The organism is Methylorubrum aminovorans (assembly GCF_022179725.1).
In the GTDB taxonomy this organism is placed as follows: Bacteria; Pseudomonadota; Alphaproteobacteria; order Rhizobiales; family Beijerinckiaceae; genus Methylobacterium; species Methylobacterium aminovorans.
Map to the genome: position 1 here is coordinate 199,880 of NZ_BPRC01000009.1, position 24,287 is coordinate 224,166.

Below are 24,287 nucleotides of genomic sequence, written 5' to 3' on the forward strand. Positions count from 1 at the left end.
ATTCGCAAGACACGCGCGGGATTTATTGGCGGACGCGCTCGCGAACCGGCTTGGCGCCGGGGCGTTTCACGGGGCAGAACTCGGGCTCCGCCCTCTGGCCCGCATAAGGCCCCACGACGATGCCGCGCTCACTCTCCCTCATCCCTCACACCCTGTGTCTCGGCGCCGCCGTCTTCGGTCTTGCCGTCACCGCAGCCTCGGCACAGGAGCGGCCCTACACCCCTGCCCTCACCTGCGCCGCGGTGCAGGCGCTGGTGGCCCGGCAGGGTCGCGTCGTGCTCGCCACGAGCCCCCACGCCTATGAGGCGGTGCATTACAAGAGCGGCGATTGCCGGAACGAAGTGACCGCCCGACCCGCGTTCGAGCCGACCCTCGACGACCCGAACTGCTTCGCCGGCTATCGCTGCGTTCAGCGCAACAACAGCGACAACTCGGCCCGCTAAGCCCCGCTGAGGGCTTGCCAAGGCCCGGAAAGCCCCTCGGGCGCGGTGTCATCAGCCCCGCCGCAGCAGCCGCTTGGCCTCGGCCCTGGCGCGATGCTCGAACCGGGCGAGGCGCAACCGCCGCTCCAGGGAGATCCGGCCGGCGCCCGGCGGCAGGGCAATGATCTCGGCGATGGTCTCGCGCTCGGGGTAAAGACTCTCCAGCGCCGAGCCCGGCATCGTCGCCGAGTCGAGCCGCCCGGCAAATTCCTCCGTGTGCAACGCGCGCACGATGGCGTCCTCCAGCACGAGGCCGGGAGCCTGGGCGCGCAGACCTTCGTCGTAGGCGGTCTTGAGCAGGTAGGCGGTCCCGCCGCAGACCAGGGCGAGGCTCGCCGCGACCGTCCGACCGTCGAGGCGCAGCCCGTCGGCTCGAACCGTCACCGGCCCCTTCTGCGGCCGGAACAGGGTGCGGGCGAAGGCCTCCGTCCGCGGGCGGCTTCGCAGGGCCGTGCCGGCCTCGCCCTTCCAGCCAGCGGCCTCGAGGGCGAGGAAATCTTCCAGCGCCCGCTCCAGCGCCGTCCCCTCCGTCGCACTCTCGACGATCAGCGTTCCCGCCTCCTCCAGCCGGCGACGGCGGCGGCGCAGGTCCTTGAGGCGGCTTTTGTGGGGATGGCCGGCAAGGAAGGCGTCGTAATCGGCCCGCCGGTCGAGAACCGGGCGCTCGAATTGCGCGACGGTACCGGTCTGCCAGCCGGCCCGTCCCATGGCGGTGAGGAGCCCGGCCCCGAGGCGGGTCTCGACGGCAAGCAGCGGCCAGCGCCAGGGCCGCCCGCCCGAGGCGCGCGCGAGGCCCTCGACCAGGGCGTCGAGCCGCCCTTCCAGGCCGGGACCGTCGGCGACGAGGGGTGTGGTCGACGTGACGTAGGGCGAGTGGAAGGGCTGCGCGACCGCCGCGCCGAGGCCGGTGATGTCGGGTCGCAGGCCGAAGGGCAGCAATGCCGCGATGTGCCCTCGCTCGCGGACGACCACCGCCGAAAGGCGGGGCGCGCACAGGCCATGAGCGCGGTGCGCCGCGACGACCGCCCGCGCGTAGAACGGGTGGGGTGCGACGGCTCGGACGGCCAGCGCATCCCAGGCCGCCGCCTCCGCCGCGAGCGCGGCGACGGGCTCGACGGCCATGTCGAACGGTCCGGAGAGAGAGTCGGACGGCCCGGAAAGGGACAAGGCGCGCATCACCGGGCGGCACTCCATTGGGGAAACCCGACGACCGGCGTCGCGAGGCCGTGAAGGGAGCGGGCGCCGAGCGCCAGAACGAACCCGCGCAGGGTTTGGGCGAGTGCCACCGCGATCGCCGCCCCGGCGACGCCGAGCCAGGGGACCAGGGCGAGGCAGAGTCCGACGGCGAGGATCAGCATCGCCAGGGTGATCCCGGCGCAGAGCCGCTCGCCGCCGAGCATGGTCAGCACGTCCTCGGCGGGTCCGAACAGGCTCGCCGCGACGCTACCGGCCACGAGGATCGCCAGCACCGGCAGGCTGGCGCGAAACCCCGCGCCGAACAGGCCGAGCAGCAGCGGCGACACCGCGAGGATGGCAAGGCCGACGCCGGCCGTGGCGAGAAACGTCCAGCGCGCCTGCATCCGCACAAGACCGGCGAGCCCGGCCTCGTCGCCCCGCGCGCGGGCGGCGGCGAGGCGCTGGGCCGTGGTGGCCGAGGCCGCGTAGTGCACGAAGGCGACGAATTGCTGGATGCGGGTGGCGGCGAAGTACAGGCCGACGGCCTCCGGGGCTGCGAGGAAGCCGAGGATCACCACATCGACGAAGCCGAAGGCGCTGGCGGCGAGGTCGCCCGCCGCGATCGGCAGGCAGGCGGTGAGCCACAGCCGCCAGCGGTAGAGGCGCGGGCCGGGCGGCAGATGCCGGCGCAGGCGCGCCAGCAGCAGCCCGGCCTGAACGGCGGCGGCGAGGCCGGTCGCGGCCAGCGTGCAGGCGATCGCGACCCAGGCCTCGGCCGGGGCGCCCGCAAGCACGGCGCCGATCATCGCGACCATGATCAGGGCTTGGCGCAGCAGGTAGGGCGGCGCGATGGCGAGCAATGGCCAGCCCTGGCTGCGGGCCACGCCCTCGAGATAGTCCTGGAAGGCGAAGAGCGGCACGACCAGAGCCGCGACGAGGATCGGCGTGCCGTAGAGGCCCGCGAGCAGGCCCCCCTGCAAGAGAGCCACGGCGAGACCGCCGAGCGACAGCACGAGCCCGCCGCCGAGGCTCGCCAGCGCCCCGCCGAGGAGGAAACCGCGCACGCTGTCGAGTCGGTCTGTTGCTTGATCGGCGGGCAGGAAGCGGCAGGCGCCCTGGGACAGGCCGAAGGTCGCGGTGTGGCCGAGAATGGCGATCCAGACCCAGACGGTGGCGAAGATCCCGTATTCCGCGCCGCCCATCATCCGGGCCATCAGGACCTGCGCCCCGTAGGCGAACCCGGCCGCGCCGATGCGGACCGCGAACACGCCGAGCGCGGAGGCGGCGGGCGTGGCGCGCGCCGCACGAACCCGGACGAGAAGCGTCTCGAACGAGGAGGGCGGGAGGCCGCCCGCGATCACCTTGTCCGCTGCCATGGGGCGCCATCCGGAAGGGCGCCGGGCGCAGATGTGGCCGGCACGCTCGGCGATCAGCCTACGAAGCGCGGGATTGCAAGCCGGTTAAGAGCACCTGATAAAACGCCCGTGCCGTCTTACGGCTGTTTCGGGGTCGGGCCGGCGCCGGGTGTCCCGGTCTGGGCCGGATCGGTCTTCGGGACCTCGGATGTGGCGTGATCCGTCTTCACCGCATCCGACTTGCCCGCATCCTTGGCCGCATCCGGCTGCAGCAGCGACAGGGTGATCGCCCGCGTGGCGTGCTCGGCCATGCAGCGCAAGCCCAGATCGTTGAGCCGGAAATGACGGCCCAGCATGTGCGCCTCGGTGGTGCGCTGGGTCGAGAGGAAGCGCATCGCCGCGTAGCGGTGGACCAGCGGCACCGCCTCGCGGCGGGCCACATCCTGCACTGTTCGCACCATCTGCGTGTAATAGGCGTCGTCGGCCAGGCTCTCGGTGAAGACAGGGTCGATCAGCACGATGTCGATGCCGTGCGACTTCACCCACTGCACCGACTCGTCGAGCGCCTCGCCGAAGGCCTCGATATCAACGCGGGCCAGCGCATCGTTGGTGCCGACCTGCCAGACCACGAGGTCCGGCTCCATCTCGGCCACCATGGACCGGAGCCGCTCGCCCGCCCCGCTCGCCACCTCGCCGGGCAGGCCGCGGGCCTCGACCTCGATCTGGACGTCGGGCAGCGCCTGCTCGAGGGCGTTCTCCAGCTTCACCGGGTAGCTCGCGGAGGCGCCGAGCCCCGCCGAGGAGGACCCGATCGAGAGGACGTGGATCACACGCTTCTCTTTGAGCGCCGCCTTGACCGCCTTGAGGCGGGCCAGGGTGTAGAGCTTCGAGCCCGGCACCCGGCATTCGGGCGACAGGCTGAGGTCGAGCGCCTCGACCGTCGCGGTCTCCGGCGCGGCCGGCATCGGTGCGGCGCCCGAGGTCTCGCCGAGGGCGGGCGAGACGAGACTCAGGCCGAGGAGGACGGCGAGTCGGCGGGCGAGGCGGTGTCGGGAGCCTTGCGCGTCGGCCGCGGTCTGCGGGAACGCCATTCGACGAACCATGCGGTGAAACCCAGTGCGATCAGGCCGAAGCCTACGACCGAAATGTCAACGAAGATACCGCCACCGGTTTGGAAGCGCACGAACTGTCCGCCCAGGCTCAACAGCGATCCCATCGAGAACACGGCCAGCGAGTTGCGCCCCAAACCCGACAGAAACCGGGCAAGGCGCCCGACATATGGGGCGATGAGGGCGTAGACGCCCTGGAAAGCCAGCACCATGCCGCAGAAATGGATCAGCCGCGCGGGCGAGAGGTAGGTCTTGTCGAAGGTGAAGACGAGGCGCGGGTCGGGCGCCAGCATCGGATCGGGCCGCAAATCGAGCACCGCGAGCACGACGCCGACGAAGACGATGACGACGCCGAGCGGCATCAACCGCGGCCAGAGTCGCCGCAGCCGCTCCGAGCCGTGGGTCGCCTCGTTGGCGAGGAAGCCCAGCACCAGCAGCAATTGCCAGCAGAGCGGGTCGAAGAACCAGTCGCCCTCGCCCGGCCAGGAGGGGAAGTTCCACTCGAAGACGAGGCTCGCGCCGTAGAGCGAGAGCGACAGCGCCAGGAGCAGGACCCGGCTGACGCGGCCGATCAGCACCACGGCCGGCGCGATGGCGATCAGCACCACGTAGAGCGGCAGGATGTTGAAGAAGCCGAGCTGATGGGTGAGCAGAACAACGCCGACCATGGTCTGGATCGGGTCGGCGAAGAAGCCGCCGGCATTGTGCCATTCGAGGATCAGCGGGTTGTCGAGATAGAGCGCGCAGCCGGCGATCATCGCGAGCGCCAGCGCCATGATGGTGATCTGCGCCCGGTACACCTCGACGGTGCGCGACAGGAGCCGCAGCACGGTGACGAGGCGCGGCTCCGGCAGGCCGTCACGCCCACGGGTGGCGAGCCCGATCGACCAGCCGGCCAGGAACACGAACAGCTCGGCGGCATCCGAGATGCCGTATTGCGAGAAGGTGTAGCGCTCGAAGAAATTGCCGGGGATGTGGTTGATGAAAATCGTCACCAGCGCGAAGCCGCGCCAGAAATCGATCGCGTTCGGCTCGCGCATCAGGCTCCACGGTCCGGCGGTGTGACGTCGAAGTGGTCGGTCGCGGCCTCCCACGCGGCGCGCGAGGCGACCGGTGCGGCGCCGTTCCGGGACCCGCGACCCGGAGCGGAAGGCGGCCGTCCTGATAGACTGCACCGGGGCGGGTTGGGAAGCGGAACCGCGGTGACGCGGACGCGATAACGGCCCTCAGAGCATCATCCCGAGAGGCGGTCGCCGGCTTTCGGAAAAAGATGATGTAAAAACAACGATCTAAAGCTTCGTCCTGGATCCAATATCCAGGACGAAGCTTTAGGCCGCTCCGCGCAGGTGCCCCGCATGCCAGTCGCGCAGTGCTTCCAGCGTCACGACGCCGCCCGGCCAGACATGGCCCTGGAGGTGCTGGTGGGGCGCGTCCGGCTCGCCGAGATCGGAAACGGCGGAGAAGGCGCCGTCGAGGCGGTGGCTCTGTGTGTAGCGGCTGCGCGTGGCGAGCACCGGCAGGCCGGCGGCGAGTGCCGAGCGGATGCCGGCCGCCGAATCCTCGAACGCGATCGCCTCGGACGGATCGATGCCGAGGCGGTGGACGGCGAGCGCGAAGATGTCGGGGGCGGGCTTCTTTTGCGCCGCCTCGTCGCCGGCGGCGATCACATCGAAGGGTTGCGCGTCGCCCGGAAAGTTGAGCCTGAGAAGCAGATCGATGTTCGGCCGGCTGGTGGTGGTGGCCACCGCCAGCCGCACGCCCTGCGCCCGCGCCTCCTCGACCAGGCGCCGCACGCCGGGCCGCAACGAAAGGCCGCCGCTCTGGGCCAGTTCGCCGTAGAAGCGCGTCTTGAGATCGTGGATCTCCGGCATCCGCACTTTCAGCGCCTCCGCCTCCTCGGCGTGGAAGCGCTCGATGTAGTGGACCAGCCGCTCCTTGCCGCCCATCACCTTGAGCAGTTCGGCGTAGAGTTCCGGCGACCACTGCCAGGGCAGGCCGAGCGCCTGGAAAGCGCGGTTGAAGCCCTGGCGGTGAAGGTCTTCGGTCTCGGCGAGCGTTCCGTCGACGTCGAAGATCAGTGCCCTCAGCATCGCACGCCGTCCCGCCCGGCGGCGGCATCGGCCGCGGCGCGGATTGCCGCGACGTTCGTCTCGTACTTGTCCGGCCCGCCCTTGAACGCGGCCGAGCCGGCGACGAGGATATTGGCGCCCGCCTGCGCGGCGGGTCCGGCGGTCTCCGGGGTGATGCCGCCGTCGACCGAGATGTCGATGGAACGACCCGCCGTCATCGCCTTGACGCGGGCAATGGTCTCGAGCGCCGAGTGGATGAAGCTCTGGCCGCCGAAGCCGGGATTGACCGTCATCACCAGCACGAGATCCACCATGTCGAGCACCGGCTCGATGGCGGAGGCCGGCGTGCCGGGATTGAGCGCCACGCCCGCGCGCTTGCCCGAGCCCCGGATCGTCTGGAGCGAGCGGTGGATGTGCGGGCCGGCCTCGACATGGACCGTGATCGCGTCGGCGCCCGCCTCGGCGAAGGCGGCGAGGTAAGGGTCGGCCGGGGCGATCATCAGGTGGACGTCGAAGACCTTGTCGGTCCAGGGCCGCAGCGCCTTCACCACCGCCGGGCCGAAGCTGATGTTGGGCACGAAATGCCCGTCCATCACATCGAGATGGATCCAGTCGGCGCCGGCTTGCGCGATCGCCCGCGTCTCCTCGCCGAGCCTGGAGAAGTCGGCGGCGAGGATCGAGGGTGCGAGGATGGTCATGGGAACAGCTCGAAGCAACGATGCGCCGGCCCGCGGCAAGAACGCGGGCGGCCCTGGGAGGGAGGGGCTTCCTGCAACCGATCTAGTGCATCGGAGGGAAAGTTGCTCGCCGGCTTCACGCAAAAAAGCGGGCGCGGATAGGGCAGCCCTGCGGTCGTCACCGTTTCCGGCGGATCGAATTCTCCCTTTGTCACGAGGACGGAAACGAAATGGCCCGTTCCGGCCGGTGCCACGCGTTCGGCTGATCTTCCGCCCCGGTGCCCAGCGGACATTGCACGATGACGCTGTCACTCCAGCGCCCGTACTTGTAGCCGATCGCCGGAAGGTATCCGACGCGGGCGAACCCGCAGGCCTCGTGCAGGCGCAACGAGGCCTCGTTGCTCGCGTCGATATAGCCGATCATCTGCCGGTAGCCGCCGGCAGAACAGGCCTCGATCAGCGCCGGCAGCAGGCGGCGCCCGATGCCGGCGTGCAGGTGGTCGGGATGCACGTAGATCGAGTGTTTGAGGGCGTAGCGGTAGGCCGGGCGCTTGCGGAACGGCACGGCGTAGGCGTAGCCGGCGATCTGCCCGCCCCGCTCGGCGACGAGGTGGGGCAGGCGCTTGCTGCGCATGTTCTTGCGCCGCCGCCGCAACTCGTCGGGGAGCAGGCGCTCCTCCTCGAAGTCGCCGGTATCCCCGACGCCTCTCCGGATATGGCGCTCGTAGATCGCGATCATCGCCGACACGTCGGCATCCGACGAGGGTCGGATCACCACCTCGGCGTGAGCGGAGATCGCCGCTGCGCCCTCCGCCATCAGGCGCCCTCGCGCACGACGTAGGTGTGGAAGCGGATGCGCCCGTCCGGATCGGTCTCGCGGTAGACGCCCTGGATCTCGGCCTCGAAGCCGGGGAACAGGTTGGCGGCCGCCTCGAACATCTTGAAGTAGTCGAGCATGGGTTTCGCCCGCTCATCCAGACGCTCGCCCGGCAGCACAGTGCCGATGCCGGGCGGATAGACCAGCATCAGGGTGGTGGCGATGCGCCCTTCCGCTTCCGCGATCGGCACGTAATCGACCCGGTTGCGCGTCAGCATCTGCGCGGCGGCCTTGGGCGGCATCACCATGTCGGGCAGGTGCTCGGGCATGAACTGCTTGCGCTGGAGCGCCGAGGTGCCCGATTCGCGGTGGAAGCTGTGATAGTCGGCGCACAGATCGCGCAGGCCGACGCCGTGGTAGCGCTTGGGCCGGCGGGCGACGAATTCCGGCATCGCCTCTTCGAGCGGCACGTTGTCGTCGTGCAGGCGCTTGAAGGCGACGAGGCCGGAGATCAGGGTACCGGCCTTCGACGACTCGACGCCCGGCGTCAGCAGGAAGAGCAGCGAGTTGAGATCGTTCTTCTCCGGCACGATCCGGTTCTCGCGCAGGTATTGCGCGACGATCGGCGCCGGCACGCCGTGCTCGGCATAGGCGCCGGTCTTCCGGTCGAAGCCGGGGGTGAGCACGGTGAGCTTGTTGGGGTCGGTGATGGCAAAGCCCGGCGCGACATGGGTGAAGCCGTGCCAGGCCGCGCCCGGCGTCAGCTCCCAGTAGCGGGCATCGGCGGCGAGCGCGTCGGTCGGCACCGCCTCCCACGGGATTTCCGTGCCATCCGGGCCGGTCACCACATCGGGCACGAAGGGGTCGAAGAACCAGCGCCGCTTCGGATCGGCCTCGCGCTCCTCGAACTCCTTGCGGATGGCCCGCGCCTTCTTGCGCCACTCGATGCCCAGCCGAATGGTGTCGTCCCACAGCACCACGCCGGAGCGGCCCTTCATCATCTGCGCGCCGACATCGAGCGAGGCGAAGATCGGGTAGAACGGCGAGGTCGAGGCGTGGACGAGGAAGCTCTCGTTCAGGCGCTTGTGCTCGACCCGCCGGGTCTGGCCGCGGATATGCCCGTCGCGGGTGTGGATCTGCGAGGCCTGGCTGAAGCTGGCGAGCTGCTTGTGGGTCGATTGCGTGGCGATGATGCCCGGCGAGGTCTCGTCGAGCCCGGTCAGGCCCATGGCGAAGCGGCGCTGGTAGAGCGGGTGGAACTTCATGAAGCCCGCCCAGGCCTCGTCGAACAGGATGTAGTCGCACAGGTGGCCGATGCGCTCGACGAGCTCCTGCGCGTCGTAGATCGTGCCGTCATAGGTGCATTGCTCGATCACCGCACAGCGGAACGGGCGCTCCCGGCGCCACGCCTCCTTGTCCTTCACCAGCGGGTTGTCGCGGATCTTTTCGCGAATGCGCTGCTCGTCCAGAGCCTCGTGGTAGATCGGCCCGATCAGACCGTAGGCGTTGCGGTCGGTCTCCAGGAAGATCGGGATGCCGCCGGCGAGCAGCAGCGCGCCGTGATGGGCAGCCTTGTGGTTGTTGCGATCGAACAGGACGAGGTCGTCCTCGGCCACCAGCGAACCCAGCACGACCTTGTTCGAGGCCGAGGTGCCGTTGAGGACGAAGTAGGTCTTCTCCGCCCCGAAGATCTTGGCCGCTTCCTTCTGCGCCTTCAGCGCGGGCCCCTCGTGGGTCAGCAGGTCGCCGAGGTCGAGCACCGAGTTGTCGAGGTCGTCGCGAAAAATCGCCTCGCCCAGATGCTCGACGAAGATGCGGCCGATCGGCGAGCGGTTGTAGAAGATGCCGCCGTTATGGCCGGGGCAGGTCCAGAGCTGGTTGCCCTCCTCGGCGTAATCGACCAGCGCGCCGAAGAACGGCGTCTTCAGCGTGTCGGCGTACTGCGTCACGCGGGAGACGAGGTTGCGGGCGATGAATTCCGGGGTCTCTTCCGCCAGGAAGATGTAGCCGTCGATGAAGTCGAGCAGCTCGACCGGGATGTCCTCCAGCCGCTTGCGGCGGACCATGATGACGATCGGCATATCGAGGCCGCGCCGGCGCATCATGTCGATGAGGGCGGCGGCCTTGCCCTCGAGCCCGCGCTTGCCCCAATCGACCACGAGGCAGCCGACCGCCGAGTCGGTCTGCACCGCGATCGAGGCGTCCTCGACGCGCCGGGCCCGCACCACCTCGAAGCCGCGCGACTCGACCGCTGCGACGATCTGCTCGACCCGCGCCCCCTCCAGATCATCCGGATCGAAGGCGGGCGTGCACATCAGCACGGTGAAACGGCGGTGAAAATCCATGGAGCGGCGCTCTTCTCGCGAACGGAACGCCTGCCTTTCCGATCCATCCGCGACGATTCGATGACATCCGTCCGCGTCGCTGGATCACCGTAGCGTCAGGGGGAAGCTCAGCTCCGTAAAACCTTCAAGCGTGAGCAGCCCGGCCGGCGGCGGCGGGAAGGGTGCAGCCGCCTGCACGGCGCGGGCCGCGCGTTCGCCCAGCGCCGCCGGTCCCTCCTCCAGCACGATCCCACCGAGCGCGCCGTCGGCCTCGATCCGCACCCGGATCGTCACCTGCCCACCGCGTCCCGGCGCGGCGGCGCGGTCAGCCATCCCGATTCGACTGACGATTCCGGCCACCCAGGTCTTCGCCCGCGCATCGACCCGCGGCGCGGCCGAGAGCGGCGCGAGTAGCGCGCACAGCATCAGCGCGGCGAGGAGGAAGGGCCGTACCGGGGACGGACGCAAGGACGGGGACTCCGCGGACAAGAATGGCGCCTGCTGGCGCCGTCTTTGGGGAAACGGCGCCGGCTCGCAGCCCGGCCGTCCTGAAGCGTAACGCCATCCGCGACCTGAGGTGCCGCCAAATGACAGTGCCGCCGCGCAATTCGGATCACGACACTCGGACCGCCCCCGCGCTGCGGGGTCGACTTGGTTGAGGCACGACGCATCCGCGGTGGGCGCTGCGGCGCCAGATTGCTCCATATCCGCCAGCGACGCGCCCCCTTGGACGCTCACATCGTCGCGGCGGCGCCCCGGCGCAGGTGTTCGTCGAGGCGCGGCATGATCTCGACGAAGTTGCAGGGGCGGTGGCGGTAGTCGAGTTGCTGAGCCAGAATGCCGTCCCAGGCGTCCTTGCAGGCGCCGGGCGAGCCCGGCAGCACGAAGATGTAGGTCGCCCCCGCCACGCCGGCGGTCGCCCGCGACTGCAGGGTCGAGGTGCCGATCTTGTCGTAGGAGATCCGGTGGAACACCGCCGAGAAGCCGTCCATGCGCTTCTCGAACAAGGGCTCGATGGCCTCGGGCGTCACGTCCCGCCCGGTGAAGCCGGTGCCGCCGGTGGTGATGATCACGTCGATGCTGGGGTCACGGATCCAGCCCTCGACCCGTTCCCGGATGGACACGGCCTCGTCGGGCACGATGTCCCGCTCGGCCAGCCGGTGCCCGGCCCCCGTCAGCCGCGCAGCCAGGGTGTCGCCGGATTTATCGTCGGCGAGCACGCGGGTGTCGGACACCGTCAGCACGGCGATCGAGAGAGGGATGAAGGCGCGGGACGTCGGCTCGCTGTTCATGCTGCCGATGTTGCTCCGCGGGCCGGCTCGGTCAACCGCTCCGTGACGTCGCGGGGGAGCCATGCACATCCCGGCCAGGCGGCGCGTTGAGGCTCCGGGCCGCGCCGTGCTACGCGCGGAGCGATTTCGCGAAACCGCGACACGTCCGAGGCACGGAAAAACATGATCCCCCGCTACTCCCGTCCCGAGATGACCGCGATCTGGTCGCCGGAGAGCCGGTTCCGGATCTGGTTCGAGATCGAGGCCCACGCCACCACCGCTCTTAGCCATATCGGCGTCGTGCCGAAGGAGGCCGCCGAGAAGGTTTGGGAGAAGGGCCGCGACGCGACCTTCGACGTCGCCCGCATCGACGCGATCGAGGCGGTGACGAAGCACGACGTCATCGCCTTCCTCACGCATCTGGCCGAGATCGTCGGGCCGGAGGCGCGCTTTGTCCACCAGGGCATGACCTCGTCCGACGTGCTCGATACCTGCCTCAACGTGCAGCTCACTCGCGCCGCCGACATCCTGATCAAGGATCTCGACGCGCTGCTCGCCGCGCTGAAGCGGCGCGCCTTCGAGCACAAGCTCACCCCCACCATCGGCCGCTCGCACGGCATCCACGCCGAGCCCGTCACCTTCGGCCTCAAGCTCGCCCAGGCGTATGCCGAGTTCGCCCGAGCGAAGGACCGGCTCATCGCCGCACGAAAAGAGGTCGCGACCTGCGCGATCTCGGGCGCCGTCGGCACCTTCGCCAACATCGATCCGCGGGTGGAGGAATACGTCGCCGAGCAGATGGGCCTCCAGCCGGAGCCGGTCTCGACCCAGGTGATCCCGCGCGACCGCCACGCGATGTTCTTCGCCGTGCTGGGCGTGATCGCCAGCTCGATGGAGCGGCTGGCGACGGAAGTGCGCCACCTGCAGCGCACCGAGGTGCTGGAGGCGGAAGAGTTCTTCTCCGAGGGGCAGAAGGGCTCCTCGGCCATGCCGCACAAGCGCAATCCGGTGCTGACAGAGAACATCACCGGACTGGCCCGCATGGTGCGCGGCTACGTCACTCCGGCGCTGGAGAACGTCGCGCTCTGGCACGAGCGGGACATCTCGCACTCGTCTGTCGAGCGGATGATCGGCCCGGACGCGACCGTCACCCTCGATTTCGCGCTCGCCCGCCTCACCGGCGTGATCGACAAGCTGCTGATCTACCCCGAGCAGATGCAGAAAAACCTCGACCGGCTCGGCGGCCTCGTCCACTCGCAGCGTGTGCTGCTGGCGCTGACGCAGGGCGGTCTCTCGCGCGAGGATTCCTACCGGCTGGTCCAGCGCAACGCGATGCCGGTCTGGCGCGGTGAGGGCGACTTCCTGTCCCTTCTCAAGGCTGACCCGGAGGTGACCGCCGTGCTGAAGCCGGAGCAGATCGAGGAATGCTTCGATCTCGGCTACCACCTCAAGCACGTCGACACGATTTTTTCGCGGGTGTTCGGCCAAGCCTGATCCGTCCTGCACGGAACCTGCTTCGCGCCGAACCACCGACGAACGAGACTGCTCGAAGAGACGACCATGAGCCGCACCGCCTACCTCAACGGCCAGTTCCTCCCCCTGGACGAGGCCCGCGTGCCGGTGATGGACCGCGGCTTCCTGTTCGCCGACGGGATCTACGAGGTGGCCGCCGTGCTGCACGGCCGCCTCGTAGACAATGCCGGGCATCTCGCCCGGCTCGACCGCTCGCTCTCCGAGATCGGCATCCGCAACCCGCACTCCGCCGAAGCGTGGGAGCGGCTGGAGACGCAGCTCGTCGAGCGGAACGGCGTGCGGGAAGGCCTCGTCTACATCCAGGTGACGCGGGGTGTGGCCGAGCGCGACTTCTCCTATCCGAAGGGCGACGTGGCCCCGACCGTGGTGATGTTCACGCAGGAGAAATCCATCGTGAACAACCCGATGGCCGAGACGGGCGCGAAGGCGATCACCGTGCCGGACCTGCGCTGGAAGCGGCGGGACATCAAGTCGGTGGCGCTTTTGGCCCAGGTTCTCGCCAAGCAGCAGGCGGCGGAAGCGGGCGTGGCCGAAGCCTTCATGGTCGAGGACGGCGTGGTGACGGAGGGCTCCTCCTCCACCGTCTTCATCGTCACCAAGGGCGGCGCGCTGGTGACGCGCCCGCTCTCCCACGCGGTCCTGCCCGGCATCACCCGCAAGGCGGTGCTGGCGCTGGCCGAAGAGACCGGGCTCGCCTTCGAGGAGCGTCTCATCAACGCCCGCGAGCTGCCCGAGGCGGCGGAAGCGTTCTACACCTCGGCCTCGGCCTTCGTGATGCCGGTGGTCGAGATCGACGGCAAAACCCTCGGCGACGGGCGGCCGGGTCCGGTGGCGCGGCGCCTGCGCGAATTGTACTTCGCCTTCGCCGAGGGCGCGAAGGCCTAGCCTGCCAGGAAGGGCCTAACAGGAACGCGAGGGCGCACGCATCCGTTGGTTCCCAAAGGACCATTGAGGACGCGATGACCTTCAAGAGAACTTCCTTACTCGGCGCCGCGCTGCTCGGCCTGATGAGCACGGCGGTCCTGGCCCAGGATCCGTCGGTGCCGCAGCGCGGCCAGGACAGCGACCCGAAGCTTCCCCCGCCCCAGGAACAGGTGCCGGAAAAAGTCCGGCCGGAGAGCGGCAATTCCGGCGCCTCGCTGAGCGAGAAGCTCGAGAAGTCGGACGGCGTGATCAAGCCACCCGCGGGCGTCGATCCCGAGATCAAGACGATCGCGCCAGAGCCGACCCCGAACTCGACCCCCGTGATCAAGCCGCCGGGCAACGCCAAGTAACGGCCGAGGCCAAGTAGCCGTCGAGGCCGAGTAAACGGCGACAGCGCATCAGCCATGCGGGGCGCTCCCCAGCGCAGGTCCGCCCATCGCTTGACCTGCCTGCCGAGATCGCCGAAGACGCCCCCGTATGCTCGATCCCCGGCTCGACAGCCGGGGTTTTCGCGCGTGGCGCAACCGGTTGGCGCCCGCGCCAGCGATTGCGAGACAGGTCAGACGCGCATGGCGAACGTCGTCGTCGTAGGCGCCCAGTGGGGCGACGAGGGCAAGGGCAAGATCGTCGACTGGCTCTCCGAGCAGGCCGACATCGTCGTCCGCTTCCAGGGCGGCCACAATGCCGGCCACACGCTGGTGGTCGGTGAGGCCGTCTACAAGCTCTCCCTTCTCCCCTCCGGTGTGGTCCGGCCGAACACGCTCGGCGTGATCGGCAACGGCGTGGTGCTCGACCCCTACGCGCTCGCCTCCGAGATCGACCGCCTCGCCGGCCAGGGCGTCACCGTCACCCGCGAAAACCTCCGCGTGGCCGACAACGCCACCCTGATCCTATCGCTCCACCGCGAACTCGACGCCCTGCGCGAGGACGGCGCGCCGGGCACCAAGATCGGCACGACCAAGCGCGGCATCGGCCCGGCCTACGAGGACAAGGTCGGCCGTCGCGCCATCCGGCTGATGGATCTGGCCGAGCCGGAGACCCTGCCGCCGAAGATCGAGCGGCTGCTCGCCCACCACAACGCGCTCCGCCGCGGCTTCAGTCTCGAAGAGATCTCCGAGCAGGCGATCCTCGACGAGTTGACGGGCATCGCCGAGCGGGTGCTGCCCTATCAGGACACGGTCTGGCGCCTGCTCGACGAGGCGCGCCGGGGCGGCAAGCGCATCCTGTTCGAGGGCGCGCAGGGCGCGCTGCTCGACGTCGATCACGGCACCTACCCGTTCGTGACCTCCTCCAACACCGTGGCGGGGCAGGCGGCAACGGGATCGGGCCTCGGTCCGCGGGCGATCGGCTACGTGCTCGGCATCGCCAAGGCCTACACCACCCGCGTCGGCGAGGGTCCGTTCCCGACGGAACTCCACGATGAAATCGGCCAGCGCATCGGCGAGCGCGGCCACGAATTCGGCACCGTGACGGGGCGCAAGCGCCGCTGCGGCTGGTTCGACGCCTGCCTCGTGCGCCAGACCGTGCAGACCTCAGGCATCGACGGCATCGCGCTGACCAAGCTCGACGTGCTCGACGGCTTCGACGAGATCCGGGTCTGCACCGCCTACGACGTCGACGGGCAGCGCTTCGATCATCTCCCCGCGAGCCAGGCGGCGCAGCAGCGCGCCGTGCCGGTCTACGAGACGATCCCCGGCTGGAGCGGCACCACCGCGGGCGCCCGCTCCTGGGCCGACCTTCCCGCGCAGGCGATCAAGTACGTGCGCCGGATCGAGGAGCTGATCGGCGCGCCGGTGGCCCTGCTCTCCACCTCGCCGGAGCGCGACGACACCATCCTGATGCACAACCCCTTCGAGGATTAAGTCCCGGGACAGCGGGGAGAGACAGGCAGATCCGGGCACGATGGCCGACTATTATCCGTTGCTGGCACGCGCGCTCGACGCCTTGCCCGATCGATCCCCGGCCCTGCGCCGCGCCGTCTACGATCGCGCGCGCAGCGCCCTGATCGCACAGCTCCGCTCGCTCGACCCGCCGGTGCCGGAGGGCGATATCGACCTCGAACGCCGGGCGCTGGACACCGCGATCGGGCGGCTCGAGGCCGAGTACGGGGCGCCCCCGGTTGTGGCCGAGGAGCCGGCGAAGGCGCCCGAACCGGCGCCGGCGCCGCCCCCTCCCCCGGTCTCCGAACCGGTCCGGCCGGAGCCGCTCTCGCCCGGCCCGCTGCCACCGACGCTGCCGGAGCCCGAACCGCCGCAGAATCCGGAGGAGCCGCTGGTCCTGCCGCCCGCCTCGGTGCCAGCCGGGATCGGATCGAACCTCGGCCCCGGGGAGACCAAGCCGGTCGGCGAGACGGTGCCGTTCATGCCGCCGCCCCGCCGGCTGCGGCCGGACGAGACCGCCCGATCCGCGCAGGAGACGGCCGCAGCGGAGACCGCAGACGGCTTCATTCCGCCGTCGCCTCCTGTCGAAGCCGGGATCGAAGCCGAGGCCGGAACGGGGGCCGACTCCGCCTCCTCCGACGCCACCCCGGAGATGAACGGCCGCCAGCGGCCGCGCATCGATGTGGTGGCGCCGCCCGAGAGCCGTTCGCGCCTGCTGCGCAATCTGTTCGTCGGCGGCGTGCTCGCGACGGTGATCGCGCTGATCGCGGTGGCCGCCTTCTTCCTGCGCGACAAGCCGTCCGACCTTCAGCAGAGCGCGGCCGAACAGGAAGCGCCGGCCGAGCAGCCGGACGCGAAGTTCTCGGATCGGGTCGGAGGCGAACGCAGCGAAACCGAGGCACGCCCGAGGCCGGCCGCTCCGGGCGCCGCACCGGCGCAGCCGGAGGTCACGGTCTCGCAGCGGGGTATCCTCTACGAGGAGAACCAGAGCGACCCCCGCGCCCAGCCGATCGCCACCAACGGCCACACGGTCTGGCGGGTGGAGGCCGTGAACGGCGCGCAGGGCGAACCGCTGCAGACGGTGCTCCGCGCCAATGTAGAGTTCCCGGATGCGGGGCTGACGCTGGCGATGACCATGCGCAAGAATCTTGATGCGACGCTTCCTGCGTCTCACACGATCGAACTCGCCTTCACCAATACCGGTGAGGCCGGCGCCAAGCGCGCGGTGCAGAATATCGGCCTGCTCCAACTCAAGGACGAGGAGGCGGCGCGTGGCTCGCCCGTCTCGGGGCTTCCGGTGCGGGTTCGCGAGAACCTGTTCCTGATCGGCCTGTCCTCGCTGAAGAGTGACGTGGACCGCAACACCGAGCTGTTGCTGCACAAGAACTGGCTCGATCTGGCTCTGACCTACACGAGCGGCCAGCGGGCTGTGATCACCTTCGAGAAGGGCAATGCCGGCAATCAGGCGCTGCAGAACGCCTTCAGTCAGTGGCGAGACTGATGCAGTCCGCTTGGAGCGGCTGACGGTCGCTCGCACACTGTGATGCCATCGCTCCCCGTGAGCCCCATGAAAAAACCCGGCCCTCATGGGGCCGGGTTTTTCATGTCATCAGGTCGCATGTGTCGACAATGTCCGCGTCGGCTACGTGATCCGCGCCTCGGTCCGAGGCAGCTCGCGGGTCGCGAGGTTGCGCTTGACCGCCTCCTGTACCTTCTCGAAAGCGCGCACCTCGATCTGACGGACGCGCTCGCGCGAGACGCCGAACTCGCCCGAGAGATCCTCCAGCGTGATCGGGTCGTCGGCCAGCCGCCGCGCCTCGAAGATGCGCCGCTCGCGCGGGTTCAGCACGCCGAGCGCGTCGCGCAGGGCCGAGAGACGGTTGCGCCCCTCCTCCTCGCGAGCGAGCACGGTCTCCTGGCTCGGGCTGTTATCCACGAGCCAGTCCTGCCACTCGCCCTCGCCTTCCTCCCGCAGGGGCGCGTTGAGCGAGGTGTCGCCGGAGAGGCGGCGGTTCATGTCGATCACGTCCTGCTCGGGCACGCCGAGCGAGGTGGCGATCTGCTGCACTTGGTCGGGGCGCAGGTCGCCCTCGTCGAGGGCCGAGATGCGGCCCTTGGCCTTGCGCAGGTTGAAGAACAGCTTCTTCTGGTTGGCGGTGGTGCCCATCTTCACCAGCGACCACGAGCGCAGGATGTATTCCTGGATCGCCGCCTTGATCCACCACATCGCGTAGGTGGCCAGCCGGAAGCCCTTGTCCGGATCGAAGCGCTTCACGGCCTGCATCAGGCCGACATTGCCTTCCGAGACGACTTCGCTGATCGGCAGGCCGTAGCCGCGATAGCCCATGGCGATCTTGGCGACCAAGCGCAGATGCGAGGTCACGAGGCGGTGGGCGGCTTCGCGGTCGCCCTCGTCGCGCCAGCTCTTGGCAAGGGTAAACTCTTCCGCCGGCTCCAGCATCGGGAACTTGCGGATCTCATCGAGGTAGCGCGAAAGGCCTCCCTCATTGGCGAGCACGGGCAGAGCGCCGGCCATGTGCACCTCCTTCAACAGCCCCCCTGTCGGGCGGGCCCCAAGCGAATGGCCGCTCTCTTGAGCCGGCCACGCCGCTTCCCATCTTTAATGGAAATCCGAAATGCCCGGTAGCGACCAACGCTGTTCACGCAAGGGTCCCAACGCGCGAACCGGAGTCCGGGTTTAACGTGTCACGGGCGCGCAGGGGTCGCAGTGCCGAAACGCACCTTTCTTAGCCCCCTCTCGACCTTTCGCCGGAACCCGATCGGCCGCGGGCAGCGTCACGCACCGAGGCGCTGAACACGGGCCTCAACGCCGGCGAAGGGGTGCGCGTCGAGGAGGCGCAGGACATCGCTCGCCGACTGCGGGCGGGCGAGATGGTAGCCCTGCATGAACGGGCAGCCCATGGCCTGAAGCGTAGCGAGATCGTCCGCCGTCTCGACCCCCTCGGCCACGACCTCCAGGCCCAGCGCCCGGCCGAGACCGAGCACCGCCTGGACGAGGCCGCGCTTGTCCTCGGCCTCGGTCAGACCCGTGACTAGGCTGCGATCGATCTTGACCCGATTGGCCCGGAGTTGCCGCACCGAGGCGAGCGAGGAGTAGCCGGTCCCGAAATCGTCGAGCGCCATCCGGATGCCGGCCCGTGACAGCGCCATCAGCTTGCCCTGCACCGCCTCGATGTCGAGCGCCGTCTCCTCGGTGATCTCGATTTCCAGGGCGGTCGCCGGCAGGCCGAGCAACCGGAGCCGGCCGAGCACGATTTCGTCGACGGCGATCTGCGCCATTTCTCGCGGCGAGACGTTCATCGCCACAGAGAGGTCATGACGCCCCCGGTCCCGCAGCGCGCACAGCTTCCCGCAGACCTGTTCCAGGATGAAGCGCAGCAGCGACTCGGTCAGCCCCGCTATGGCAGCAGCGGCGATCAGGTCGGCGGGCGGCACCCAGCCATGCACCGGATGGTGCCAGCGCACCAGCGCTTCCAGGTTGGTCACGGTGCGGCCGTCCCGGCCGAAGATCGGCTGGAACCACACCTCAAGCGTCCCCTCGGCCAGAGCTTGCGAGAGGTCGCGCTCGCAGTCGCGCCGCACCTCCAAGCGGGCGCGCAGGCCCTCATCGAACAGGCGGAAATGGTTTCGGCCGGAATGCTTGGCGGCGTAGAGCGCTTCGTCGGCGCAGCTCAGAAGATGAGTCAGGCTGTCGGCCGGCCGCGGGCAGATGCCGATGCTCATGCCGAGCCGCCCCGTGTCGAAGCTCTCGAACGGCTCGGCCACGATTTGGATGAGGCGCTCCGCCAGAGCCGCCGGACTCTCGACCACCCGCGCGCTGTCGTAGACGAGAGCGAACTCATCTCCGCCGAGGCGCGCGGCGTCGCAATCCGCCGGCAGGGCGGCCCGGATGCGGCGCGCGACCTCGGCGAGCACGCGGTCCCCGGTGCTGTGACCGTAGACGTCGTTGACCGATTTGAAGCCGTCGAGATCGAGCAGCATCAGGCACAGCGCCTCCCCGGCGGTCAGCCGCTCCTCCGCCCGCTGAATGAAACCCGCGCGGTTCAGGAGTCCGGTCAGGCCGTCATGGGTTGCCCGTTCGCGCATCTCCTCCGCCAGGGCGCTCGCGCTGGCATGGGCGGCCTTGCGCGCCTCGGCGAGCGCGGTCGCCTCATTCTTCAGGCGGCTGGTCTCGCGGAAGCTCCGCTCGGTCGCGATCGTGCTGCGGATCAGCGCGGCCAGGTACAGCAGGACGGTGGCGGCGAGACAGTTCCGGTCGAAGCCACCGACAGCGAGCAGGCAGAGCGCAACCGATAGAAGCGGCGGCGTGATGAAGCAGATCGGGATGCGAGCGTAGGCGATGCCGTGCGTCACCGCCCCGGCGGTGATCCCGCAGGTGATGGTCAGATAGAAGAGTGTCTGCGCCGTCGTGTAGCCTTCGGAGAGGATCGGCAGAAAGGCCCAGACGGAACCGGAGCACAGGGCGGCGAGACAGGCCAGCAGCAGGTGACGGTCGACCGAGCGGGCGGCCGCCCCTTCCGCGGTCGGGCTCTCGTCCGCGGCAATTGCCAACCCCGCGCAGGGTGCGCGGCACAACCCCAAGCGCAGCAGGTTCACGGCCATGGAGGCGGAGAACCACACTCCACCCGCCACGCCATACCCCGAATGCAGGGCCACCAGGAAGCTCGCCAAGCCGAGCAGCATGTTGATAGGCAGCGCCTGCTGCACGCTGGCACGGACCGCGTCGAGCTGATCGCGGCGGATCTGCCTGTCGAGATGCGGCCCGGTGCTCGGACGTGAGCGCATGGAGAACGAGCCTGTCATACGCTTCGAAGATGAAGCGTACTGCTTCTACGGGCAAAGACGTAACAGATGGTTGAAGCCCACCTCAGCCCCGCGTTGCGCGTCGAGACGATGAAATCGCGGGCTCACGTGCGACCTAAACTTAGCCCCACTTAATATGATCTTTCGGCAATGGATGATGAGCCGGAACGATGACGTGGGGACAGCCATGCTCGTCCGCGCCCTCCCTGGTCCCGCCGCGGCGCTTCCGCTCAATGAGAGCCGGCAGCCAGGAAGTTCCGCCCAGCGATGCTGCCTTCGGTCGCGCTTCCACGACGCCCTCGCGTTCTACTTGCCCGTTTCGACCGCGCCGACAGGCCGGCGCCACGGCATTCGAAAGGTCGTCATGCAGGTTCTCCATTCGATCGGTCAGGCTTGCGGCGGCGGCCTGCGCGCCGGCGTCGGGGGTTTGATCGCGGCGCTCGACCGTCTCACGCTTCTCGTCGGGCGTGTCTCCGAGGGTGTCGAGGCCAGTTTGGCGCGACGGACGCCCCACCTTAGATCGCGCCGCCGGCCCGACGGCCGCCAACCGCTCGATCTGCCCTTCCTACACTTCTGATCCTCCGCTGTCCGAACGTGCGGGAGCGTGTCACCCCTTCTTGCGTAGGGGCCTCACGAAGCAGCCGGCGCTTGGGGTGAAGCCGGTCGCTGCGCAGAATTCCGGCAGGCCGCTCCCCTCGGCCGCCAGAAGCTGGAGCGCGTCGCATCCGGCCATCCGGGCGGCCTGCGCGGCGGCTTTCAGCAGTTGTCGGCCAATTCCGCGGCGGCGACCATCGGGAGCGACCAGCAGCATGGTGATCTGCGCCATCGGCGCGCGCTGTTCGAGCACCGGGTACCAGTGCAGCACCACGATCCCGCTCGGGGGTCCCCATTCGAGGGCGAGCATCGCCGTGCCGTGGCCGTAGCGGAGCGTGTCGAGCTGCTCGGCCAGCACATGCGAGGGCACCGGATGGCCCGAGGCGCTCAACATCTCCGCAAGCCCCGGAGCGTCGGCGGGCAGCGCCGAGCGGATCTCCAAACCGTAGCGGCTTCCCAAAAGCACCTCCCCTCGGGGCCGTCTCGCCAGACCACCCCACCCAGCAACGCGAGAGCGAGGGCCTCATACCAAATCCGGTTGATCCCTTCGGGATGATAGATTTCGCCGTCGCTCAAGCGCCGCGCGGGTTTGATGATACGATCGCCGCTCCGATCGAGCGGAGACTGTATCAGAGGCTCTCCCAAGACCCACCGGACGGGTGAACCATGGTCGCGGCCTCAGGGCGAGGCGACGCCTCTCTCAAACGCACGCCCTCCGCCCGCGGATTGGAAACGAGCTCTCTCCCGTAGAGTCCATAGCCATGAACGTTGGCAGCGCGCGGATCATCTGACCAAATCTGGCCGATCCCTCGGGATGGCGGCGTCGGACGTCGGCGTCATCCTCGCGCTGGTGCGATGAGGGCTGCTCACGGGCGCGCTGGGACAGCTTTCCGCGTTGATCGAACGGAGACCGTCTCAGCCAAGGGCTTCGAGCAACCTCGAAAAATCCTCTGGAATGGGGCTCTCGAAACGCAGGCGCTCGCCGGAGCGCGGATGAAGGAAGCCCAGCTCGACCGCGTGCAAAGCCTGCCGCCCAAGATCCTGCAGGGCAGCGCGGGCGGGATCCGTGAGGCGGGCCGCCTTGGTCTTGAAGGCGCCGCCATAGACGGGGTCGCCCAGGAGCGGGTGCCCGCGATGGCTCAGATGCACCCGGATCTGATGCGTGCGGCCGGTCTCCAGGCGGCAGCGCAGCAGCGCTGTGACACTGTCGGCACCGGGCAGGGCTTCGACCCGGTAATGCGTGATCGCCTCCCGCCCCTCGCCTTCGCGGACCACGGCGATCTTTTCACGGTTGTGGCGCGAGCGGGCGAGATTCGCGCGGATCGTCCCCGTCCTCGGCTCGGGCACCCCCCAAACCAGAGCGAGATAGGCCCGCTCGAGGGCTCCGCTTCGGCCGTGATCGGCGAACTGGGCGGAGAGGCCCTGGTGGGCGAGATCGTTCTTGGCCACGACGAGCAGGCCGCTTGTATCCTTGTCGAGACGGTGGACGATGCCCGGCCGGCGCACGCCACCGATCCCGGACAGGCTTACGCCGCAATGGGCGATCAGCCGGTTCACGAGAGTGCCATCCTCGTGCCCCGCCGCGGGATGCACGACGAGTCCCGCCGGCTTGTCGATGACGATGAGATCCTCGTCCTCATGGACGACCGTCAGCGGCAGCGCCTCGCCCTGGGGCTCGGCGGCACGCGGCACCGGAACGCAGACATCGATCCGGCTCCCGCCCGCGACCTTGCGCGCGGGGTCACGCACCACCGTTCCGTCACACTGCACAAGGCCATCGCGGACCAGCACCTGAAGCCGGGCGCGTGACAGATCGTCGAAGGTGCGAGCGAGGACGCGGTCGAGCCGCTCGGGAGCCGCTCCCTCATCAAGGACCAAACTGCGTGCCTCGTCCGCCTCGGGAGTCATGGAAAGTACCGTGGAGGACACCGTCGGGAATCTCGTCGTTTCGCCCCGGAAAGCGCTTGCGGGGTCGGAGATGCCTCGCTATACGAACCCCCGTCGGCCCGGAAGCTCTCATCGTCGAGCGGTCTAGGTTTTCTTCATACCCCTACCTTCCTACCGAGTGTGTAGGCGCATGGGGTTAGGCTTGGTAGTCATACTAGGCCGCACGGTTACCTCAGACGGCTCACAATGGTTGACTGTTCCACGGTGCGGATGCAGTAAGAGAGTATTGGTTAATAAAGCGCCTATCGTCTAGCGGTTAGGACAGGTCCCTCTCACGGATCAGACCGGGGTTCGATTCCCCGTAGGCGCGCCAAACCAAATCCTTCTCCCTTGAATGTACTGCGGCGCTGCTTCTTGCGCTCTTCGTCCATCGGTCAAGACATCAGCCTTTCACGCTGAGGACGGGGGTCGATCCCCCTCGAGAGCGCAGCTGGCTAAATTCCTCCCAGGTTTGATTTTGTGCTTCGCTAAAGCCGATAGTTTCAGGCTTGTCATCGAGTGTTGCGCACCCAGTATTGGCGCGAAACAGATCTCTATCGGCACACAACACAGTATCATTGGAGTAGCGGGCGATCAGAACAGAGCCCGGCGATGTCGACAATCCCTGCAGCCGTCCATTTCGTAGGCGCGGCGACCTCGACGGCATCAAGACCGTGCGACGCCTCCTCTCCCCGCACTTTTTAAACCGTTTCCGCCTGTGTCCTTCCGTCCGCTCTCCCCGCCATCTCATGGCCGCGCAGCGGAACTCAGAATCCACCCGTACTGCGCGATCGGACGATGATGTCACGGTCTGTCGTGGCGTGCTGACCCGCCGTACGGCTGTTCGAATCCGAACAATCGGATTAGGCGCTCGACACAAGCCCCCTCCCCTCTCCATGGAGAGTAGGCGCCGGAGGAAGCGCGGAACGGCAAAAGGCTTGGTCCGGTGAAGGATCGGCGCGGTTCGATCCGACGCACTTTGGCGCCGGGTCATGAGCCCCCTGCCCTTTCCGGGTCTCCAGCGTGCGGGTCCGGGATGCCAGCCGCCGTGGTGCGAGGGCTCTGAACGGCAATCAGCCCGCGTGGCTTTGGCCAGCGGGCTGTGTGTCTGTTGTCGTGTGTTGTGTTGGTTGCGGGGGCTGGATTTGAACCAGCGACCTTCAGGTTATGAGCCTGACGAGCTACCGGGCTGCTCCACCCCGCGCCGAAGCGCTGTGCGTGAGGAGGGAATGTATGAGTTGCTTGTGCTGGGCAGGCCTGGCGGCGACCGACTCTCCCGTGTCTTGAGACACAGTACCATGGGCGCTGGTGCGTTTGACGGCCGAGTTC

General features: G+C 68.7%; 21 protein-coding genes and 3 tRNA genes. 9 read left to right on the plus strand and 15 right to left on the minus strand.

Features of this window, described 5'->3' with window-relative positions; all coding sequences use genetic code 11:
* Positions 1–119: 119 nt before the first annotated feature.
* On the plus strand, positions 120–443 hold the full coding sequence (locus tag MFF24_RS14650) for a hypothetical protein (RefSeq protein WP_238225155.1): 324 nt from the start codon (positions 120–122) through the stop codon (positions 441–443).
* Between the two features lie 51 nt (positions 444–494).
* On the opposite strand, the gene MFF24_RS14655 is transcribed toward MFF24_RS14650, so the two are convergent.
* The 10 genes from MFF24_RS14655 to moaB form a co-directional block, all read right to left on the minus strand.
* Positions 495–1,658, minus strand: a complete 1,164-nt coding sequence (locus MFF24_RS14655; protein ID WP_238225156.1) for a GNAT family N-acetyltransferase — start codon at positions 1,656–1,658, stop codon at positions 495–497.
* Positions 1,658–3,034 carry a lipopolysaccharide biosynthesis protein gene (locus MFF24_RS14660; RefSeq protein WP_238225157.1) on the minus strand — a complete coding sequence of 459 codons (1,377 nt, stop codon included), beginning with the start codon at positions 3,032–3,034 and terminating at the stop codon, positions 1,658–1,660. Before MFF24_RS14660 ends, MFF24_RS14655 begins: the two co-directional genes overlap by 1 nt.
* Before the next feature lie 116 nt (positions 3,035–3,150).
* On the minus strand, positions 3,151–4,104 hold the full coding sequence (locus MFF24_RS14665; protein WP_238225159.1) for an SGNH/GDSL hydrolase family protein: 954 nt from the start codon (positions 4,102–4,104) through the stop codon (positions 3,151–3,153).
* Entirely contained in the window at positions 4,023–5,162 is a 1,140-nt protein-coding gene (locus MFF24_RS14670) for an OpgC family protein (protein ID WP_133089989.1), read from the minus strand. The genes MFF24_RS14665 and MFF24_RS14670 overlap by 82 nt, the downstream gene beginning before the upstream one ends.
* A gap of 288 nt (positions 5,163–5,450) precedes the next feature.
* The gene (locus tag MFF24_RS14675) at positions 5,451–6,212 is read right to left on the minus strand and encodes an HAD-IA family hydrolase (protein WP_238225160.1); all 762 of its coding nucleotides are present in this window, start codon (positions 6,210–6,212) and stop codon (positions 5,451–5,453) included.
* Complete coding sequence (gene rpe / locus MFF24_RS14680) at positions 6,206–6,889, minus strand: ribulose-phosphate 3-epimerase (RefSeq protein WP_238225161.1); 684 nt, start codon at positions 6,887–6,889, stop codon at positions 6,206–6,208. The genes MFF24_RS14675 and rpe overlap by 7 nt, the downstream gene beginning before the upstream one ends.
* Positions 6,890–7,079: 190 nt before the next feature.
* Positions 7,080–7,685 (minus strand): GNAT family N-acetyltransferase, encoded by a 606-nt coding sequence (locus MFF24_RS14685; protein ID WP_238225162.1) that lies wholly within the window; start codon positions 7,683–7,685, stop codon positions 7,080–7,082.
* Positions 7,685–10,030: an Orn/Lys/Arg family decarboxylase gene (locus tag MFF24_RS14690; protein WP_108938947.1), complete on the minus strand. Its 2,346-nt coding sequence runs from the start codon at positions 10,028–10,030 to the stop codon at positions 7,685–7,687. The genes MFF24_RS14685 and MFF24_RS14690 overlap by 1 nt, the downstream gene beginning before the upstream one ends.
* Before the next feature lie 84 nt (positions 10,031–10,114).
* Complete coding sequence (locus MFF24_RS14695) at positions 10,115–10,477, minus strand: TonB family protein (protein ID WP_238225163.1); 363 nt, start codon at positions 10,475–10,477, stop codon at positions 10,115–10,117.
* Between the two features lie 266 nt (positions 10,478–10,743).
* On the minus strand, positions 10,744–11,301 hold the full coding sequence (moaB, locus tag MFF24_RS14700; protein ID WP_108938949.1) for a molybdenum cofactor biosynthesis protein B: 558 nt from the start codon (positions 11,299–11,301) through the stop codon (positions 10,744–10,746).
* Positions 11,302–11,463: 162 nt separating this feature from the next.
* Here moaB and purB point away from each other — a divergent pair, with 162 nt between their 5' ends.
* The 5 genes from purB to MFF24_RS14725 all read left to right on the plus strand — a co-directional run bounded on the left by purB (position 11,464) and on the right by MFF24_RS14725 (position 17,115).
* Positions 11,464–12,771, plus strand: a complete 1,308-nt coding sequence (gene purB, locus MFF24_RS14705; protein WP_238225164.1) for an adenylosuccinate lyase — start codon at positions 11,464–11,466, stop codon at positions 12,769–12,771.
* Positions 12,772–12,837: 66 nt separating this feature from the next.
* Complete coding sequence (locus MFF24_RS14710) at positions 12,838–13,695, plus strand: D-amino-acid transaminase (RefSeq protein WP_238225165.1); 858 nt, start codon at positions 12,838–12,840, stop codon at positions 13,693–13,695.
* A 74-nt stretch (positions 13,696–13,769) separates the two neighbouring features.
* Complete coding sequence (locus MFF24_RS14715; protein ID WP_238225166.1) at positions 13,770–14,084, plus strand: hypothetical protein; 315 nt, start codon at positions 13,770–13,772, stop codon at positions 14,082–14,084.
* 219 nt (positions 14,085–14,303) lie between these two features.
* On the plus strand, positions 14,304–15,596 hold the full coding sequence (locus tag MFF24_RS14720; RefSeq protein ID WP_133089996.1) for an adenylosuccinate synthase: 1,293 nt from the start codon (positions 14,304–14,306) through the stop codon (positions 15,594–15,596).
* Between the two features lie 40 nt (positions 15,597–15,636).
* Complete coding sequence (locus MFF24_RS14725; protein ID WP_238225168.1) at positions 15,637–17,115, plus strand: histidine kinase; 1,479 nt, start codon at positions 15,637–15,639, stop codon at positions 17,113–17,115.
* 141 nt (positions 17,116–17,256) lie between these two features.
* On the opposite strand, the gene rpoH is transcribed toward MFF24_RS14725, so the two are convergent.
* A complete protein-coding gene (rpoH, locus tag MFF24_RS14730) occupies positions 17,257–18,150 on the minus strand; it encodes an RNA polymerase sigma factor RpoH (protein WP_108938955.1) in 894 nt (297 codons plus the stop codon).
* Between the two features lie 260 nt (positions 18,151–18,410).
* Entirely contained in the window at positions 18,411–20,420 is a 2,010-nt protein-coding gene (locus MFF24_RS14735) for a putative bifunctional diguanylate cyclase/phosphodiesterase (RefSeq protein WP_238225169.1), read from the minus strand.
* Between the two features lie 382 nt (positions 20,421–20,802).
* Here MFF24_RS14735 and MFF24_RS14740 point away from each other — a divergent pair, with 382 nt between their 5' ends.
* Positions 20,803–21,015 (plus strand): hypothetical protein, encoded by a 213-nt coding sequence (locus tag MFF24_RS14740; RefSeq protein ID WP_133089999.1) that lies wholly within the window; start codon positions 20,803–20,805, stop codon positions 21,013–21,015.
* Between the two features lie 30 nt (positions 21,016–21,045).
* Here the strand turns inward: MFF24_RS14740 and MFF24_RS14745 are convergent, their stop codons facing one another.
* Both MFF24_RS14745 and MFF24_RS14750 read right to left on the minus strand, forming a co-directional pair.
* Positions 21,046–21,492, minus strand: coding sequence for a GNAT family N-acetyltransferase (locus MFF24_RS14745; protein ID WP_238225171.1), 447 nt, complete (start codon positions 21,490–21,492; stop codon positions 21,046–21,048).
* 455 nt (positions 21,493–21,947) lie between these two features.
* Positions 21,948–22,940 carry an RluA family pseudouridine synthase gene (locus MFF24_RS14750; RefSeq protein ID WP_238225173.1) on the minus strand — a complete coding sequence of 331 codons (993 nt, stop codon included), beginning with the start codon at positions 22,938–22,940 and terminating at the stop codon, positions 21,948–21,950.
* Between the two features lie 277 nt (positions 22,941–23,217).
* Here MFF24_RS14750 and MFF24_RS14755 point away from each other — a divergent pair.
* A tRNA-Glu gene (locus MFF24_RS14755) sits at positions 23,218–23,292 on the plus strand.
* Between the two features lie 43 nt (positions 23,293–23,335).
* Positions 23,336–23,408, plus strand: a tRNA-Glu gene (locus tag MFF24_RS14760).
* Positions 23,409–24,085: 677 nt separating this feature from the next.
* Here MFF24_RS14760 and MFF24_RS14765 read toward each other — a convergent pair.
* Positions 24,086–24,162 (minus strand) — tRNA-Met (locus MFF24_RS14765).
* Positions 24,163–24,287: the final 125 nt, after the last annotated feature.